Source organism: Streptomyces sp. SID11385 (genome assembly GCF_010548245.1).
Taxonomy (GTDB): Bacteria; Actinomycetota; Actinomycetes; order Streptomycetales; family Streptomycetaceae; genus Streptomyces.
Window position 1 is genome coordinate 22,421 of record NZ_JAAGLR010000492.1, and the last position, 18,186, is coordinate 40,606.

At 71.5% G+C, this 18,186-nt stretch carries 11 protein-coding genes; 7 read left to right on the forward strand and 4 right to left on the reverse strand.

The genetic code is table 11. The annotated features are described in order from the left end of the window. Window positions 1-896 precede the first annotated feature (896 nt). Window positions 897-1,457, forward strand: a complete 561-nt coding sequence (locus tag G3I42_RS14985) for an RICIN domain-containing protein (RefSeq protein ID WP_164286192.1) — start codon at window positions 897-899, stop codon at window positions 1,455-1,457. 232 nt (window positions 1,458-1,689) lie between these two features. Here G3I42_RS14985 and G3I42_RS14990 read toward each other — a convergent pair whose 3' ends face one another. Next, a complete protein-coding gene (locus G3I42_RS14990) occupies window positions 1,690-2,583 on the reverse strand; it encodes a LysR family transcriptional regulator (RefSeq protein ID WP_164286194.1) in 894 nt (297 codons plus the stop codon). 93 nt (window positions 2,584-2,676) lie between these two features. Between G3I42_RS14990 and G3I42_RS14995 the strand changes: the two genes are divergently transcribed. After that, window positions 2,677-3,756: a zinc-binding dehydrogenase gene (locus tag G3I42_RS14995; protein WP_164286196.1), complete on the forward strand. Its 1,080-nt coding sequence runs from the start codon at window positions 2,677-2,679 to the stop codon at window positions 3,754-3,756. Window positions 3,757-3,986: 230 nt separating this feature from the next. Then, the gene (locus G3I42_RS15000; RefSeq protein WP_164286198.1) at window positions 3,987-4,379 is read left to right on the forward strand and encodes an AQJ64_40280 family protein; all 393 of its coding nucleotides are present in this window, start codon (window positions 3,987-3,989) and stop codon (window positions 4,377-4,379) included. A gap of 132 nt (window positions 4,380-4,511) precedes the next feature. On the opposite strand, the gene G3I42_RS15005 is transcribed toward G3I42_RS15000, so the two are convergent. After that, window positions 4,512-5,354: a helix-turn-helix transcriptional regulator gene (locus tag G3I42_RS15005; protein ID WP_164286200.1), complete on the reverse strand. Its 843-nt coding sequence runs from the start codon at window positions 5,352-5,354 to the stop codon at window positions 4,512-4,514. Window positions 5,355-5,645: 291 nt separating this feature from the next. Between G3I42_RS15005 and G3I42_RS15010 the strand changes: the two genes are divergently transcribed. Both G3I42_RS15010 and G3I42_RS15015 read left to right on the forward strand, forming a co-directional pair. Then, window positions 5,646-6,569: an oxidoreductase gene (locus G3I42_RS15010; protein ID WP_239096461.1), complete on the forward strand. Its 924-nt coding sequence runs from the start codon at window positions 5,646-5,648 to the stop codon at window positions 6,567-6,569. Window positions 6,570-9,759: 3,190 nt separating this feature from the next. Beyond that, on the forward strand, window positions 9,760-12,654 hold the full coding sequence (locus G3I42_RS15015; RefSeq protein ID WP_239096462.1) for a LuxR family transcriptional regulator: 2,895 nt from the start codon (window positions 9,760-9,762) through the stop codon (window positions 12,652-12,654). Between the two features lie 45 nt (window positions 12,655-12,699). Here G3I42_RS15015 and G3I42_RS15020 read toward each other — a convergent pair whose 3' ends face one another. After that, window positions 12,700-13,452: an alpha/beta fold hydrolase gene (locus G3I42_RS15020; RefSeq protein WP_164286204.1), complete on the reverse strand. Its 753-nt coding sequence runs from the start codon at window positions 13,450-13,452 to the stop codon at window positions 12,700-12,702. Window positions 13,453-13,572: 120 nt separating this feature from the next. Beyond that, window positions 13,573-15,042, reverse strand: coding sequence for an MFS transporter (locus tag G3I42_RS15025; protein ID WP_203606831.1), 1,470 nt, complete (start codon window positions 15,040-15,042; stop codon window positions 13,573-13,575). Between the two features lie 550 nt (window positions 15,043-15,592). On the opposite strand from G3I42_RS15025, the gene G3I42_RS15030 reads away from it, so the two are divergent. Together G3I42_RS15030 and G3I42_RS15035 are read left to right on the forward strand one after the other, a co-directional pair. Next, on the forward strand, window positions 15,593-16,282 hold the full coding sequence (locus G3I42_RS15030) for a TetR/AcrR family transcriptional regulator (RefSeq protein WP_343244547.1): 690 nt from the start codon (window positions 15,593-15,595) through the stop codon (window positions 16,280-16,282). A gap of 180 nt (window positions 16,283-16,462) precedes the next feature. Next, on the forward strand, window positions 16,463-18,181 hold the full coding sequence (locus G3I42_RS15035) for an acyl-CoA dehydrogenase family protein (protein WP_164286208.1): 1,719 nt from the start codon (window positions 16,463-16,465) through the stop codon (window positions 18,179-18,181). Window positions 18,182-18,186: the final 5 nt, after the last annotated feature.

Genomic DNA, 18,186 nt, shown 5'->3' on the forward strand with positions numbered 1-18,186 from the left:
CGAACCCGCCGTCCCGGCCTCCTGGTTGATGGCTACGCCCGTGTACGCGCCAACGGCGGCGAACACCCACTCGGGCAGCCGCCCGCCACGCTTCTCGAAGTGCGCCGCGACCCTGGCCCTCGCTCGCCCAGGACATCGAGGGGCACACCGCCCCGGTGGAGTGAAGGGCGCGGTCGAGCCCGGAACCCTGCCCCCGTGTCGCTCCCGTAATCTGCCCGATACGCGAAGGCATCGGGGGCGTGGATGACCACCGGAGGGCGTCCTGTCCGGGGCGTGGTTCTGGCCCCGTATGGCCGCACGGGGCCAAAGCCTCTCCGTGGGTCGCCACCGCCCGTGCCGACGAATCAGCGGGCAGCCGTCAGCTCCTCGATGCGTGCGGCGAAGCCGAGGTCCGGCAGCGGCGGATTCCGCGGCGCGGCGGCCTTGCCCCGGCACCGCTCGCCTCCGCCTCGGCCGGTCGTCTCCTCCGTCTCGACCGGTCGTCTCCTCCGGCGTGTACCGGTGGCCGCCGGCGGAGGCGACCCGCACCGGTCGCGGGCCGGCCGACCGCCCGCGCACCCGCTCCGTCTCCGTTCGCCCTCAGGGGTGACCTGGGGTGCCGTGCGGGTCACCCGCCCGTGCGAACCCGGCCGTGCTTCTCCTTCCTCCTTTGCGCGTGAGCGGAGCCTGCCCGCCGAAACGATTCCCCTCCGTGCTCACTTGGGTTGCGGGGTGACGGAAGGGCGGGCGAAAGGTGACGGGGGGCCGGTCTGCGGCTCGTCGGCCTCGCGTGGGGCGCCGGTCGCGGCCCTCAGGCTGGGCGGGTGGCGCCGGCAGGAACGACCGGGTTCGTTCTGGCCGTCTCCGGCCGGCGCCGTACGCCGTGATTGCCGAAGTACCGCCATCGAAGGAGAACGATGCCCACGTTCCGCCCCCACCGTGCCCTCACCGCGACCGCAGCCGCGGTCGCCGTCCTCGCCACCTTCGGCGCGGGAAGCGCCTCGGCGGCCGACCGCACCGGCCAGGACCTGATCAACCGGACCGACGGAAGCCGCCTCGCGCTGTACGGCGATTCCACGGCGGAGGGCGCTACCGCCGTCTCCCTCCGCGACCCGGCGTGGAAGCACAAGACCGAGGCGTGGGACGAGGTCGGCGGTCAGTGGGAGAACGGCCGCTACACGCTGACCCTCAAGAACCGGGCGGCCAACAAGTGCCTCCAGCCGGCCGACGCGAAGCCCACCCGCGGCACCACGATCGTCGTACGGACGTGTGACGGCTCCGACCTCCAGCGCTGGGTCCTGCGTCCCGAGGGCGACAACAACTCCCGCTGGTGGATCTGGCAGCCCAAGGTCGACACCGACCTCGCCATGACCCTCAACCGTTACAACGACGGCAGCTGGAACACCCTCCACCTCGACACCTCCTACCCGAGCGCCGACCGCCTCTGGCACCTCGCGGGCGACAACGCCAGCTGGTGACGGGGACCGCGCCTCCCTCACGACCGGACGGAGCGGAGGCGCGGACGGCTCGCCCACCGAAGTCCTCGGCCGCGCGGCCACGGCGTGGGAACGGATCTCGCGGGCGAGGGGCCTACGAGGTGGGCTCGCCTGCTTGGCACACGCCACAGTGCCTGAAGGCGACCGGATCGGCTTCGCTGTGGACGGGGGCCCGTCCACAGCGAAGCCGCGACTTGACTGCCGTGGTGGTGACTCACACGGCCGACGCGATCGCCCGGACGACCGCGGTGATTCCCGCGGTCGGCCGCCCGGGAAGCCGCGCCACGACGATCCTGCGGACCTCGCGCGGAGCTCCGTGGACGGGAAGCAGGCTCACGCCGGGCGGCAGCAGCGTTCGCATCCGGTCGGGGACGGTGGTAACGCCGAAGCCCTCGGAGACGAGCCGGAGTTTGGCCAGCCAGTCATTGGTGGTGTGGACGACGCGGGGCCGCCCGGGCAGCCCGGGCCAGACGCCGAGAAGCGGTTCGTCGTCCGACGAGGTGGAGGCGATCCACGACGCGTCGACGAGTTCGTCGACGTGCACCTCGGTGCGGCCGGCGAACGCGCCCGTGGCCGGTACGCCGACGAGGAGTTCGGTGTCCTCGATCGTTTCGACGCGGAGGCGGGGTGCTTCGCCGTCGAAGGGCCGGTGCGGCGGGCGGGAGGTGAGCACCGCGACGTCGATCGAACCGGCCCGCAGCGCCCGGAGCAGCCCCGGCGTGGTGCCCTCTCGCGTCGTGACCACGAGGTGCGGGCGGATGACCGCGAGCCGGGTGAGCACGCCCGGCAGGACCACGGCCCCGGCGCTGGGGAACAACCCCAGCCGTACCGACTCCTTCTGCTCGGCGGCATCGGTGAGTTCGCGCTCGGCGGCCTCGACGGAAGCGAGGATGGCGCGGGCGTGCCGCAGCAGCGTCAGGCCGGCGGCGGTGAGCCGGACCCCGTCGGGGCGGCGCTCGAAGAGCACGGTGCCCGCGCTTCGCTCAAGGGCCGCCGCCTGCCGGGAAATGGCGGACTGGGTGTAACCGAGCCGAGAGGCGGCCGCGGTGAAGCTGCCCGATTCGGCGACCTGTTGCAGCACACGCAGCGCCGCGCTGGAAACGTCCATGCCCCATACGCATACCACATATGCCAGATCATCGCTTGGCGCATACCCCTGACCTTCCTAGCCTGGACAGCGGACGATCAAGGAGATCCGCACATGCGCGCAGCAGTTCTGACCCGATTCGGCGCCCCTCTCGCCGTGCACGAGGTACCCGACCCCCGGGCGGGCGGCGGTGAAGTGGTGGTCGAGGTCCTCGCCACCCTCGTCGCGCCCTACGCCGAGGAGGTCTTCAGCGGTCGGCGGAACTACCCGCTCGAACTCCCCGTGATCCCGGGTCCGGGCGGCGTGGGGCGCGTCGTCCACGCCGGCCGGGACGCGACGCGCCTGCGGGCCGGGGACCTGGTGTGGTGCGACTCGACGGTTCGTTCCCGGGACGACGCTTTGACCCCCGACATCACGCTGCTGGGCTGGAGTTCGCGCGGCGAGGGAGGCGCCAGACTCGCCCGGCACCTGCACGACGGAGCGTTTGCGGCACGCATGCGCGTCCCCACCGAGAACGTTCACCCCCTGCCCGCACGGGCCGAGGACGACCCGGCACGATGGGCCGCGCTCACCGTGTACGTCATCGCCTACGGCGGGCTGAAAGCGGGTGGCCTCGAAGCAGGCGAGACCCTGCTGGTCAGTGGCGCGACCGGCAACCTCGGCAGCGCCGCGGTCGCCGTGGCACTCGCGATGGGAGCCGGCCGCGTGATCGCGCCGGGCCGCAACAGGGCCGCGCTCGATCTCCTCACCGGCAGGTTCGGGCCGCGCGTGCGCCCGGTCGTCCTGTCCGGGGACGAGGACACCGACCGGAAGGCCATGTCCGAGGCCGCCGAGGGGCCCGTCGACATGGTGATCGACCTGCTCCCGCCCGCCGCCCCCACCTCGGCGGTGCGGGCGGCGGCCATGACCGTCCGCGAGTTCGGCCGCGTCGTCCTGATGGGCGGCGTCGGTATGCTCGATGGCGCCGCACTCGCGCTTCCCTACCCCTGGCTCATGCGCAACTCGGTGACCGTACGGGGCCAGTGGATGTACCCGCGCGAAGCGAACCTCGGCCTCATCCGCCTCATCGCCTCCGGCGCCCTCGACCTGGCCCCCGAACGGGTACGTCCCTTCCCCCTCGACGCCGTCAACGAGGCCGTCACCTACGCCGCCGCACACGGCGGCCCGTTCACGCGCACCGTCCTCACTCCCTGAGCCCGCCGAGGAGTTCGCCGGAGCCCCTGGGCCCGCAGGCCGTGCGCTGGGCGGGGCGACGTTCCCGCAGAAGGGCAAACCAGAACTGCGGCATCGCACCATGTGCGGAAAGCTCCACCTCGAACAGTGCGGTCTGACCACCACGACGAGCCGTGGAGCGTCTCCTCAGGCGCTGTTCGGACATGCAGCCCTGCCACGGCGGGGGCCGAGACGATCGCGCGAGGGCGAGAATGGCATCTTTCACCACCACCGTGACCTGGGTCGACGTCCGCGAGGGACTGCCGCGGCACGGAATCCCGGTCGCAGTAGCCGTCACAGGGCGCCATCCAGCCGGGGACAGCGATCCCGGCGCGGCACTGGGCGAGGAGTTCTGGCTGGTCAGGACCATGTACTACACGAACGAACACCGGGACGAGGACGGTGCGGTAGTGGCCCGGAACTGTTTCGTCGACTCCGACCAGGTGATCCGCTACGCCTCCTCCCCGGACAGCGACGAGAGCGAGGACAGCGTGACGCACTGGGCCTACCTCCCCACTCTGCCGGGCCGGACGACGCACTTCCTCGACGGAGACGAGGTGCGGCCGGCCCTGGACGAGGTGCGGCAGTCGGCCACCGGCAGCTGATCGCCTGTGAGGCGCGAGGGGACGTCCGGTGCTGCGGATCGGTGCGTTGCCGGTCCGCAGCCTGGGCTTGCAGGCGCACGACCCTCTGACCGCCAAGGCGGGAGCGCCGCGGCCGAACGGCGCCCGGCCGTGCTACCGCTCCGGAGAAGATGTCCGGTGCCGGGTGGCGTGCAGGCTGCCGAGCAGGGCGAGCGCTTGGGCGCTGGGACTGCCCGGTGCGGCGTGGTAGATCACCAGCTGCTGGCCCGGAGCTCCCCGGACGTCGAAGGTCTGGTAGGTGAGGTCGAGGGGGCCGACGTCGGGGTGGACGACTTCCTTGCGGTCCCGCGTCTTGCCGTGGACGGTGTGCGAGGACCACAGGACGGCGAACTCCTCGCTCTCCTCCGTCAGGGAATCGACGACATCACGCAGACGCCGGTAATGCGGGTCGAAGCCCGTGGCGTGGCGCAGTCCGGCCACGACCGCCTCCGCTGCCCGTCCCCACCGGGTGAAGAATGCCCGGGCGGCCGGATCGAGGAACGTCATGCGCGCCATGTTGTCCCTCTTGGCGAACGCCGAGAACAGGGCGTCGGCCAGCGCGTTCGACGCCAGGAAGTCCGTCGCCGGATTCAGCACGAACGCCGCGGCTGACGGGTATCCGTCCAGCAGCTGCCGCAGCGCGGTACTGACCGTTTCCCGCGGTTGCGCCCGCTCGCCGTCCGGCGCGGTGCCGGCCAGCCGGTACAGATGCTCCCGCGCCGGGTCGTCCATCCGCAGCGCACCGCTGAGGGACTCCAGGATCTGCGGGGAGGGGCTGCGCTCGCGGCCTTGTTCGAGGCGGGCGTAGTAGTCGCTGTTCATCCCGGCCAGGACGGCGACCTCCTCCCGCCGCAGCCCCGCGACCCGGCGCGCGCCGTAGGAGGCGAGCCCGACGTCGTCGGGGCGCAGGCGGGCGCGGTGGGCGCGCAGGAAATCGCCGAGATCGTTGCTGGTCACTTTTTCAGGCTAAGCCGCGCCCTCCCCACGTGCCTGGGTTCGCCGTACCCAGGCACGGCTCGCCCTGGCTCTCCTCCTCCGAGCCGCCCACGCTGGTGACCGGCGCAGCGAGATGAGAAGCAGCGTGATGAGAAGCAGCGAGATGAGAAGGAGCGCAGGGTGAACGATCAGCCGAGCCGGCCGCGGGAAGCCGCCGGGCCAAGAAGCGGTGACGTGGACGTGGCCGGGCCGCGGGCGACCGCGGACGGGCACATCCGCCGGACACCTCGCCCCGTACCAGGAGAACCAGACTTGACCGCCCCCACCCGGATCGTTCTGATCACGGGCGTCAGCAGCGGCCTGGGCCGCGCTTTCGCCACCGCCGCCCTGGACGCGGGCCACACGGTCGTCGGCACCGTCCGCACGGCCACCGACGCGGAGGCGTTCACCGCGCTGCATCCCGAGCGCGCCCACGCGCGCCTGCTGGACGTCACCGACGACGCGGCGGTCTTCGCCGTGGTCGGTGAGGTGGAGCGGCGCGTGGGGCCGATCGACGTGCTGGTCGCGAACGCCGGATACGGGTTGGAAGGCCCCTTCGAGGAGACGCCCCTGGCAGCGCTGCGCGCCCAGTTCGACGTCAACGTCTTCGGCGCCGCCGCCACCGTCCAGGCCGTCCTGCCCTCCATGCGGACCCGCAGGCGCGGGCACATCCTGGCGGTCACCTCCATGGGCGGACTCGCCTCCTTCCCCGGCGTCTCCGCCTACTGCGGAAGCAAGTACGCCCTCGAAGGCATCCTGGAAGCCGTCGGCAAGGAAGTCGCCGGTTTCGGCATCCACGTCACGGCCATCGAGCCGGGCTCCTTCCGCACCGACTGGGCGGGCCGCTCCATGGTCCGTACGCCACGATCCGTACCCGACTACGACGAGCTGTTCGAGCCCATCCGCGCCGCACGGCGCGGCGCCAGCGGCCGGCAGCCCGGAAACCCGGCCAAGGCCGCCGCCGCCCTTCTGCGCATCCTCGACGAACCCAGCCCTCCCGCCCACCTCGTCCTCGGCTCCGACGCCCTGCGCCTGGTACGGGCCGGTCGCGAAGCCGTCGAGAGGGACCTCGCCACCTGGGAAGACCTCACCCTGTCCACCGACTACCCCCGGAGACACGGGGGACGCTCTCCGCGGGGACACCGGCGGCGAGGAGATCCGGGGCTGGGAGCACCGGCCGGGAAGCGTGAGCCGTGAGCGGACGGCCCGGTCGATCGTTCCTCTCGCAGCGGTACGCAAGCGCCACCCGGCGCCGCCACTTCCCGTGAGAGATGAGAGGGTCGGCCGGGTGAGCGAGATATCACCGAACCCCCTGCAATACCGCCTTGACGGGCCAGAACATGCGCCCGTCCTCGTCCTCGGACCGGCCCTCGGTACCACGTGGCACAGGTTGTAAGGGGAGTCCAACCACGTCCAACGCGTCTCCTCCCGGGGATTAATGTCTGCTTGTGTCTGATTTCTCCATCAAGGATCGCGCGGTTGGTGATAGCTGTGTGACAGCGCGAGTGACACGCGGACGTCCGGCCGGAGCCTGCCGGCCGGACGTCCGCGTGTAGCTGCCTACCGTGGTGAGAGGGTCCCGCTGCCGCCACCGTTGTACTCCGGCTCACCACTCTCGAGAACGCGGAGCAGGGACGCGGTGACTACACGTGCGGTACGTCCGACGCGGAGGACGCGGCAGGGGAATTCCCCGCGGCGTATCAGGTCGTACCCTTTCGCCCGCGAGAACCCCAGTGCCTTCGAGCCGTCCTCCACGCTCCCGGTTCCGCTCCACGCAGCGCGAATGTATGCAGGGCTGAACTCGGCGAGCTGCTTGCCGTCGGTCTGTGGGGGCAACATGCGTTCTCCCATTCCATGTCGGGGTGATGCCTACGCCTACTCGGCTCCGTGCTCGCCTTCCAGGGGGCGGGCGAGGTCGGCGTCTCCATGTGCTCATGGCCTTGGGGATCGCCGGTTTCGCCGTTCCGCTCGCGTGGAGGTCACCCGGTGTCCTTGAGCCATGACGACCCACGCCGAAGTCGCCCCGTCTGCATCCCCATCGCGCGCTGGCCGCCCCGTATCCATACGACTTACCGCCCTCCAGGGTGATGGGCCGCCCCCACCGCCACGAGGTGCTGAGTCCTCGACCTTAGAGCGCGTCGCCGGGGGCCGGAACGTGCTGATCAAGGTCGAACCGGCCTGCTGAGGAGGAGTGCGGCCTGATCGTGGTGACGAGCGAGCCGCTTCCGCTCAAGCCAGCAGCCGCAGTGCCGACGCGTTGGCGAAGTCGCGCGGTGGTCATGCGGGCTCGCGCGGGGCGGCGGCTGATAGCAGGAGTGCTTAGAAGGCGCCTGCTCCATCCACCGAGCTACGGGGGCTGACCTGCGAAAACGCAGGGGCCACGGACTGCATCCCCAGGGCGTTCGGGTGCCCAGGGCTTGCGGGGCACATGCGCCCCGGCCGAGCCGGGAGCAGGATCTCACACCGTCTTCACAACCGGCGAGGCGTGCGAGAAAATATTCGCGCACGTGTCCGATGTGGATCTCTTCCCGCCGGTGCTCACCCGCAGTCGGGCACGTACCCTTCCGCGCCGCGCGGTGCGGCCGCAAACGTCCTCCGTGTGCGCACGGACACCCGGATGTCAACCGTGCGACGGCGCCAACCTGGCCGGAGACCGGTTCCGCGTCTTCGGTCCAGGCGTCTCGCGCAGGGAAATCCCCATTCACGGTGCTGTAACCGACGAGTCCGGATGCGCGAGGGAAGGATGCCCCGGTTTCCGGGGGCGCCGTCGTGGCGTGAAGGTAATTCTTCTCCTGGCCCCTGAGCGGGCGTCCCCCGCCCGGGCGAAGACCGGTGTTTGCCGACGCGGCGGAGTCGAGGGCGGGCTTGTGTGCGAGAGGGGAACGACAGTTCGGAGGTGCGCGAACTCGGCGGAATGCCGACGCCGAGGGGGGAACACCGACGCTATTGGGCAACCGCCTCCTTCGCGGGTCCGGACCTCGACCGGACGGTCGGGCGCGATCCTTGGCGGGATGTGCGCGACGGTGTGTTCCGCAACGGTCACGAACCGCGACCCGAGAACGTTTCCTGTGCGTCGGCGATGCGGGAAGCATATGCGCGCTTACGCGGCCGACCCGCTCCGGCGGCGGCCCCCGGTGCTGGTCAGGAGCCGCGACGGACGGCTTGCGACAAGGCCGGTCCGTGCGCGTCCACTCCCTGCAGGTATGGACCTGCACCGGTTCCTCGGGGAATGAGGCGGTCGTTCCGCGGGCGCGCGGTGCGGGGAGACCGGATAAAGCCCACAAGGGACGGTCGCCGTCCCGAGCGGGAAACGGGACGCCGCGATGTCCGCTTTCCCTCGGCGATGTAGACCTGCTGTGGGGGTGGCCGGGAGATCGTGCGCGACGGGGAATGATGCGCGAGAGGCGGGAGGAATTCTCGTCGAGCGGATGAGGTGGATTTTCCTGCGGCAATAAAAGGCGAGAGCGATTCCGAAGCGTCGTGTAAATCAGAATTCCCGGACATTTTCTCCGTGTGGTCGGTAAGGAAATAGAGAAAGGAGGGGGAAAGGAAGATTCGCGATGAAACATCTCCGCACAGGCGGCGCCAACGCGGGGTGTCTTTTCTGCGCTTCCCGGCGGGGAGGCGGGATGTGCCGGGGTGAAGCGGCGGAGAAGGGAATGCGTACGCGGAAAGACCGCCGGGCTTTCTCCGTGTGGCCGGTGCGCACGACGAGGCGCCCCCGCATTCCCCATTTCGCGGTCGGGTCGGCCGGCGCGGGACCGCGGACCGGGCGGGCCGGACTCCGGTCGGCCCGCGCCCGCCGGGCCCGATCGAGCACGTGGGGGCGGGGACGGGGCCGTGGGCGTCGGCGACTGTCACCCGTCGGGCGGAGTCGGCATCTCTTCGGTGACCGCAGCGTGAAACCGGCGCGTTCACATGACATGTCGCCCATGTCGCCCCGTCGTTGCGGGTGCCTCCACGGGTATGTCCCTCGGCTGGCGAAGACCCTCTTGCCCCGACCCGCGTGTCGTGGTCTCGTCGAGCCTGGTCGCCCGCTCGGGTACGCCTTCCGGCGGAAGAGGAGCCCGCGAGTCCACTTTCTTCCGTGTCGCGGATAACGGCTGCGCGGCTGATTATTTCCTCGCGATTTTACCAGATCTTAATGATTTGCCGTCGGCGGCTTTGATAGGGTATTTCCAGGGCGGATGTGTGATGCAGTTCACTGCGTCCAGGGTTCCCGCCCCTGGGTGGTATCGCCAGTAATTTCTTCCTGTGTGGCAGTGTCGGCACGCGGGGCGCGCCGATCGCCGTTGACAAGGCAGACGCACCAGTATTTCAATCGTGCCGTCGTGGAGGGGGACTTCCGCGCTGCTGTGACGCCGTCTTCAGGGGGAGAGGAACGGGAATGGCTGCTATTGACCTGGTCGCAAACCGACAGGACGGCGGTACCCCGGACGGGGGGGTCTACAGGCTACCGGGGCGTACGCGGCTGTTGTCCCAACTCCACGACCTGTACGCGTCCGCGGAGAAAGGCAGGAACGCGGTCGCCCGCATTCACGGGCCCGTGGGATGCGGCAAGACACAGTTGCTGCACGACTTCGCCGAAAGTGTCCGCAACCGGGGCGGCTTGTTCCTCGGGGCCACGGCCTCGCGCGACGAGCAGGGCCTCCCGTTCGGGCTGCTGGCGCACCTCCTCCAGGGGGACCCGCTCCCGCCGGGAACACCGGGCGGGACCATTGCCCCGGCCGAGCTGCCGGAGGCGCTCCCGTTCCCCTCCGACGCGCCGGCCGGAGCGGCGCGGGAGGCGGAGGTGACCCCCGAGCTCTTCCACAAGATGTGCCTGCACCTGCTCCGCGTCCTTCGCCAGGCACCCTCGCCGGTCGTGATCGGCCTGGACGACGTGCACTACGCGGACACGGCCTCGCTGCGGTGCCTGTCCTACGTCGTGCGCAGGCTGCCCTCGCACCCGCTCCTCGTGATCGTCAACGAGTCCTCGACCCCCGAGCGGCTCGCCACCTTCTCCCGGGCCGAATGGCCGGCCGGCCCGCCCGTGCGCCACCTCGGCCTGGATCCGCTGTCGCTCCCCGACACGGAGGACGTTCTCGCCGCGTACCTGGGCCCCGCGGCGGCGGAGGAGCTGGTGGCCGACGCCTACCGCACCTCGGGCGGCAACCCGGCGCTCCTCCTTGGGCTCGTCGAGGACAACCGCGAGGCGCTGACGACGCGCGCCCCGCGCCTGCGCGTGGGGGACGGTTACCGGCAGGCCCTCGTGAGCTGCATCTACCGCTGCGACCCGGAAGTCCGCCGCGTGGCGGAGCAACTGGCCGTACTCGAAGGCGCGCCGTCCCCCTCGGTGCTCGCCGAGCTGACCGGGCTCACCGTGGACGCCGCGGCCCACGCGACGCGCGTCCTGTACGGAACCGGCATGCTCCTGAACGGGCTGCTGCCGCACCCGGAGGCGAACAGCGCGGTGCTCGGCGGGATGACGTCGGCCCAGCGCTCCGATCTCCACGTCAACACGGCCAATGTCCTCTTCAAGCACGGCTACCCGGCGACCACGGTGGCCCGCTACCTCCTGCGCGCGGACCGCGCGCCCTCCGACTGCGCGATCCCGGTGCTACGAGAGGCGGCGGAGCAGACGCTCGCCGCCGACGGCGACACCGACTTCGCTCTCGACTGCCTGCGCACGGCGCTCCACCACGACCGCGACGAGCGGGGGCGGGCGGTCACCACCGCGTTGATCGTGCGCGCGACCTGGCGACGCCAGCCCTACGCCGCCTCGCGCCGCGTCGACTGGCTCGTCGAGCAGTCCCGGCTGGGGCACCTCGCCGGCCGGTACACCACCTCGCTCGTCGAGGCGCTGCTGTGGTTCGGTCATCCCGACGAGGCGGCCGAGGTACTGGACCGCGCGGCGAAGGCGGAGCCGGACACGCAGGACCTGGCCGCCTCCGCGCAACTGCGCTGCCTGAGCGGCTGGTTGAAAACCATGTACCCCGGCCGTACGGTCGAGCGGACGTCCGGTCCGCTCGCCTCCGAGGCGGGAACGTGCGGAGTCGTGCCCCACACGTGGGCCGAGAACCGGGCGGCGGAGCTGATGCGTGCCCAGTTCACCGGGGCCCCGGACCCGGCGCAGGTGCGCGAGGCGCAGCAGACCTTCGCGCACTATCCGCTCTCCGGCAGCAACGCGCTCCTCATGCTCGTCTCGCTGCGGACCCTGATCCACGCGGAACGGCTCACCGAGGCGCGCGCGAGGGCCGAGGAACTGATCGCCCAGGCCGAGCGCTCCTCGCTCACCGTCTGGCAGGCGCTCTTCCAGGCGCTGCGCGCCGACATCCTCCTGAGGCAGGGGGAGCCCTGCGCCGCGGAGGAGGAGGTGGAGCGCGCGGTGACGCTGCTGCCCGCCAAGCACTGGGGCATCACCCTGGTCCTCCCCCTCGCCGTGCTGCTGCGTTGCCACACCCTGACCGGGCACTCCAGCGCCTGGACGGACGAGGCCAACGCCCTCCTCCCGCGCCGGGTGTTCGAGACGCCGGGCGGCGTGCGCCTGCTGCTCGCCAGAGGCGCCCACCACTTGGCGCGGGGCCTCGTTCCCACCGCGCTCGAAGACTTCCTCGCCGCCGGGGAACTGGCGGGCAGGCTGGGGATCGACCACTGCGGTGTGCTGCCCTGGCGCACGTACGCCGCCGAGGCCCTCGTACGCCTCGGCGACCGGCGCCAGGCGCTCGTGCTGCTCCGCGACCAACTGCGGCAGTGCGGCCCCGAGTACCCCCGCCAGCACGCCGAGGCGCTGCGCGTCCTGGCCGCGGCGGGCGCGCGGGAGAAGCGGAACAAGCGGCTCGTGTGCGCTTCCGAGCACCTGCAGAAGTGCGAAGCACCCGTCGAGCTGGCGTTCGTCCTGCACGATCTCGGCCGGGACCGGCAGGACCAGGGGCACCACGCCACGGGCCGGCAGACCATGCGGCGTGCCGCGCTCATGGCGGAGAGGCGGGGAGTACGGCTGCCCGCGCCCGTCCCCCGGCACCCCGACGACGAGGGAGAGGGCCATACCCCGGGCCGGACCACGTCGCTCCTGCGCGCCGCGGAGGTGCTCAGTGACGCGGAGATGCGGGTCGCCCAGCTCGCCGCCGGGGGGCGGAGCAACCGGCAGATCGCCTCCGGGCTCTTCGTCACCGTGAGCACCGTGGAACAGCACCTGACGCGCATCTACCGCAAGTTCGGCATCCGCGGCCGGGCGGATCTCGTCGCTGCTTTCCAGGACATCGAGAAGGCCCGCCGGGAGACGCCGCTGTCGACCTACTGACCGTCGCGCCGGGCGGCGCGGCGGAGGGCCGCCGCGGCGCGTGCGTCACAAGAGCTTCAGGAGGGTCTCGGCGACGGCGTCCACGTCGTCCATCAGGTAGAAGTGCCCGCCCGGGAAGACGCGCGTCTCCGTCTCCGCCGTGGTGTGCGCCGCCCAGTGACCCAGTTCGGCGGGGGGAACGACCGGGTCGTCCTCTCCCGCGAACACCGTGACGGGGCAGGAGAGGCGCGCCTGCGGAGAGCCCGCCAGATACAGCTCCGCGGCCCGGTAGTCGGCGCGCAGCGGGGGGAGCACCAGAGCCCGCACCTCCGGATCGGCGAGCAGCGCCGCGGAGGTGCCGCCGAGCCGGCTCAGCTCGCTCAGCAGCCCGGCGTCGTCGCGCAGGTGGACGCCTCCATTGCTCGGCGTGGAGGGTGCCTTGCGCGCGGAGGCGATCAGCCGGTACGGGCCTTCGAGAGCCGATCGCCCGTACCTGAGGGCCACTTCGAAGGCCACGGCCGCCCCCAGGCTGTGCCCGAAGAAGCTGAAGGGCGCCTTCCGCAGCTCGTGCGCCAGCGCCGCGAACGCGCCCTCGGCGAGCGCGGGCACGCTGTCGAGCGGGGACTCCTGGTAGCGGTCGTGCCGCCCGGGATACTGGACGGCCACGAGTTCCACGTGCGGGGCCAGCGCCAGGGCCAGGGGCCGGAAGAAGGGGGCCGCGCCGCCCGCGTGCGGGAAGCAGACCAGTTGGGGAGCGCCGGCCGGTACGTCGACGAACCGGCGCGTCCACGGTTGCCGGACGTCCTCGCTGTCGGGCATGTCCGACCTCCACGGGGGGCGGGCGCGGCACGGACGCCGCGGCAGGAAGAGAAGAGGAAGGGGCGGGACCGCGGCCGGACCGGGGGATGCCCGGCCGCGGCCCCGCGTTCGGGGGCGGGCTCAGTGCGCGGTCGCGCCGATCTCGTCGGCCTTCCCGGCGGACGGGGCGGGCGGCTCGGGGGCCGAACCCGGCTTCTTCAGGGTGAAGGCCAGCAGACCGCCGACCACCGCGGCCACACCCGCGATCCAGGTCGCGGTGCGCAGGCCGTCCGAGACCGCGGACACGGCGGGGTGGGCGTCGGAACCCACGTCCAGGCCCGCGTTGGCGATCGCGACCAGCACGGCGAGTCCCGCGGCGCCACCGATCTGCTGCGAGGCGTTGGCGAGGGCCGAGGCGATACCGGCCTCGCTCGGAGCCACCCCGGAGGCGGCGCAGATGAACATGGCCGGGAAGGTGACACCGCCACCGATGCCCCAGACGACGAGCCCGGCGAGGAGCTGCCAGAAGGAGGCGCTGGTGGTCATGGTCACGGCCAGGATGATCATGCCGATGCCGTTGATGAGCATGCCGAGGAAGAGCGTCGTGCGCGGTCCCCACTTGCCGAGCAGTACGCCCGTGAGGCGCAGCGAGGAGACCATCGAGATGATCGTCAGCGGGAGGAAGGCGAGGCCGGCCTCCAGCGCGTCGTAACCGAGCACGCTCTGCATGTAGTTGGTGAAGAGGTAGTACGAGCCGGCCAGCGAGCTCTGGAAGACGAGGATCACGAGGATCGCCGTCACGAGGCTCCGGTTGCGGAAGAGCCGCATCGGGGCCAGCGGCGCGCGGGACTTGGACTCGACGAGGGCGAAAATCGCGAGCAGCACCACGCCGGCCACGATCGAACCGATCCCGCGCAGCGAGCCCCAGCCCGCTTCGGGGCCGCTGACCAGGCCGAGCACGAGGAGCGAGGAGCCCGCGGTGGCGAGGAGGGCGCCGGGGACGTCGAAGGTCGAATCGCTCGCGGAGCGCTCGTCGGCGGGCAGGATCGAGGGGGCGGCGACGGCCGCGAGGAGCGCGAGCGGCACGAGGATGAAGAGCACCCACTCCCAGCCCCACGCGTTGGTGAGCAGCCCGCCGAGCAGCGCCCCGGCGGCGAGACCACCACTGCCGCACGCACCCCAGACGGCCAGGGCGCGGTTGCGCTGCGGGCCCTCCTCGAAGCGGGTGTTGACGAGCATGAGCGTGGCGGGGGACAGGAGAGCGGCGCCCACGCCCTGCACCGCGCGCGCGGCGATCAGCACGCCGGGGTCGTCGGCGAATCCGCCGACGAGGCAGGACAGGCCGAAGACGATCGCGCCCAGGATGAAGATGCGACGGCCGCCGATGCGGTCCACCAGCCGCCCCCCGAAGAGGAGCAGCCCGCCGAATGCGACGGCGTAGGCACTCACGACCCACTGGAGGGACTGGGCGCTGAAGCCGAGTGCCTTGCCGATGTCGGGGAGCGCGACGAAGACGACGTTGTAGTCCACCGCGACGATGAACTGCGCGAAGGCCAGCAGCGCCAGCATCAGCCCGGGCCGGTGCCTGGGCCGGGGGACGGTATCAACCACGACAGCACTTCTTTCTGTCACAGGAGGCCGGTGTCCCGGAGGCGGGCCCGGCGCGTGGAGCGGAGAAGGAACGCAATGACTGAACGGCGTTCAATTAGAACACGGTGGAGTGTCTATCATCGCTGATTAGCTGTCAAACCCCGTGTAGTTTGTGTGCTCCCCAAAGCCGCTGCCAGGTACGAAAGGTGAGCGGACGTCAGTTCGCGGGCGGCCCGTCGGACCGTGGGTCCGGCGGCGATCGGGCCCTGAGGCGCCCGTGGGTGGAACGCCTTGTCGGCGTCGGAAGGGACCGTAGGGGGAGCGGCACCCCTAGCGGCAACCCCTAGTTCCGGCACGCCTTCGCGCTCTGCGGGCGGACCGGGGGCCATGCCCGCTGACCAGCGGAGATGCGCCGGTCAGCGCTCACTTGTTGAACGGCGAGCAGATACTGTTCAGGTGAGAGCTGGCTCTACATTGTTAGAATGCGGTCATGGCAGACCCCAAACCGAGCAGGCGAGAGCGTCTTCGCGCAGAGGCTGCGCAAGAGATCAAGACGATTGCGCTGAGGCATGTGGCGGAGAAGGGCAAGGCGGCCGTTTCCCTCCGCGCGATCGCCCGTGAGATGGGGATGACCGCCGGCGCCATCTACAGCTACTACGACACCCGGGACGACCTCATCACCGCCCTCGTGGCCGATGTCTACAACTCGCTCGCCCAGGCGCTGGAGGACGCCGTCGCGGCGGCTCCACCGGGGCCGGTGGCGAAGGTGGTGGCGTACGGCCACGCCTACCGGGACTGGGCGGTGGCCAATCCCCACGAGTTCCGCCTGGTGTACGGCGATCCCGCGCCGGGGTACCAGGTACCCGAACAGGGCCCCGCGGCCGATGCCGAGCACCGGGCCTGCACGGCCCTGACCGGGGTCGTCGTCGAGGCGTGGCCGTGGGCGCAGCGGCTGCACGCCGAGAGCGGCTATGCCTGGGAGGACTACGATCCCGACTTCGCGGCGACCGTCCGGGCCGCCTTCCCGGACCTGCAACCGGCCGCCGTGGCCGTCGCCCTGCGCCTGTGGGGACGTCTGCACGGCCTTGTGTCCCTGGAGATCTACGGCCATCTGCGGCCACAGGTGCAGGACCCGGACGAGCTGTACCGCGCAGAACTGCTCGACCTGACGCACTGGCTGGGGCTCGCCCCGGTGGCCGCCGCCAAGAGCGTGCCGGTCGCCGCTGCCAAGGGCGTCCCGGTGACCGCGGCGACGGAATAACCCCTTCCCCCGGCCTCGCGGCCGCATGGGCCGGACATGTGTGAACGTGTCCGGCCCTTTTCGTTTCACCGGGAGTGGTGTTTAGGGGTCAGGTCGCGAAGGACTGGGGTTCACGGTAGGGGGCCGTCGTCACTAGCTTCTCGATTGCCGCGCGTGGCCCGTTCGAGAGAGAAGCCGCAGATGACCGCCGCACCATCCGCCGAAAACACCCCCCACTCCTTTCTGGACGACATCCTCACCGGTGAGATCGACTGGCCCAGGTGGCTCGACTTCCCGCGCCCCGACCCGGCCGAACGGAACCTCGGCGACCAACTCGTCTCCGAGACCGAGAAGTTCTTCGTCGAGCGCGTCGACGCGGAGGAGGTGGACGACACCCGCTCCCTGCCGTCCGGGCTGCTGGACGACTTGCAGGAGCGCGGTTACCTCCGGCTCGTCGTGCCGGCCGAGTTCGGGGGGCGCGGCCTCTCCCCGTACACCGCCTTCCGCGTCATCGCCCAGGCGTGTGCCCATTCCGTGACCGCCGGGCAGGTCATCGCGATCCAGAACGGTGTCGGCGCGGCGGCCATGCTGCCCGCGCTCCCGCCGGGCCCGCTGCGCGACTTCGTCGGCGCGCGCCTCGCCGAGGGGACGGTGTCCGGCTTCGCCGACACCGACCGCTCGGGACAGAACAACGCGCGCCCCAGCCTGAGCGCCGTACCCGTCGAAGGCGGTTACCTGCTGCGCGGCGAGAAGCTCTTCACGGGCAATGGCTCCGTCGCGGACCTGATCGGGGTCTCCGCGACCGTGGAGACGGCGGACGGCCCCAAGGTGGGCGCGTTCTTCCTCGACACGCACACCCCCGGCTTCTCGGTGCGCACCCGGGTCGAGTTCATGGGCAGCCGCGGGCTCCCCAACGCGTCACTGGCCCTCGACGACGTCTTCGTCCCCGCCGAACAGGCCCTGCTGGACCCGGATGGCGACCAACTGCCGCCGCTGGTAGGCCTGGTGGCGTTGCTCGGGCGCATCCTCTTCACCGGCGCCCCGGCGATGGCCATCGCCCGCAACTGCCTGGACTGGTCGCGCGCCTTCCTCGCTCGGCGCGCCGTCGACGGCCGGCGGCTCGGCGAGTACGACGAGATCCAGCGCATCGTCACGGCCGGGCTCGCCGACGTGTACGCCATGGAGACCGCGGCCCGCTGGAGCCTGCTCACCGAGGACCTGGGGGCGCGCTGGCTCGAACGGTTCCTCACGAAGAACCTGCTGGTGCGCGGCGCCTGGCGGATGGTGGACCGTACCGTCTCGCTGCACGGCGGCGAGGGGTACGAGACGGTCGCCAGCAAGAAGCGCCGCGGCGCGCCGCCCGTCCCCGTCGAACGCGCCTTCCGCGACGCCCGCGGCCTGCGCGTCGCGGGCAACGTGGACTTCCAGCTCGACAACCAGCTCGGCCGCATGGTGCTCGACCGGTTCTACACGATGGCCGTGTCCACCGCGCCTGCGTCCCCCGCCCCCGCGACACCGGCGGGCCGCCCCCCGGCCTCCGGCTTCCCTCCCCTCCTGCGGGAGGACGCCGACCACCTCGCCGCCTTGGTGCGGCAGGTCCGGGAGCTGGCCGAGGGCCTCGTGCGCGATCAGCCCGACCCCGCCCGCCTGTACGCGGGGGAACACACCGTGGTGCTTCTCGGCCGTGCCCTCGGCGAACTCTTCAACGCGGTCGCCGTCCTGGCCAGGGCGAGCGCCGAGGACGGCACCACGCCCGAACAGCCCTGGCAGCACGCCGAACTGGCCGCGGTGTACGTGCGGGAGGCCCGGCACCGCGTCGAGGGCCTCCTCGCGCGCCTTCGCGCGCAACCCCGCGCCGATCACGCCGCGATCAGCCGCCGCTGGCTGGCCGCCCCGGACGACCAGCTCGTCCGGCACTGAAGAAC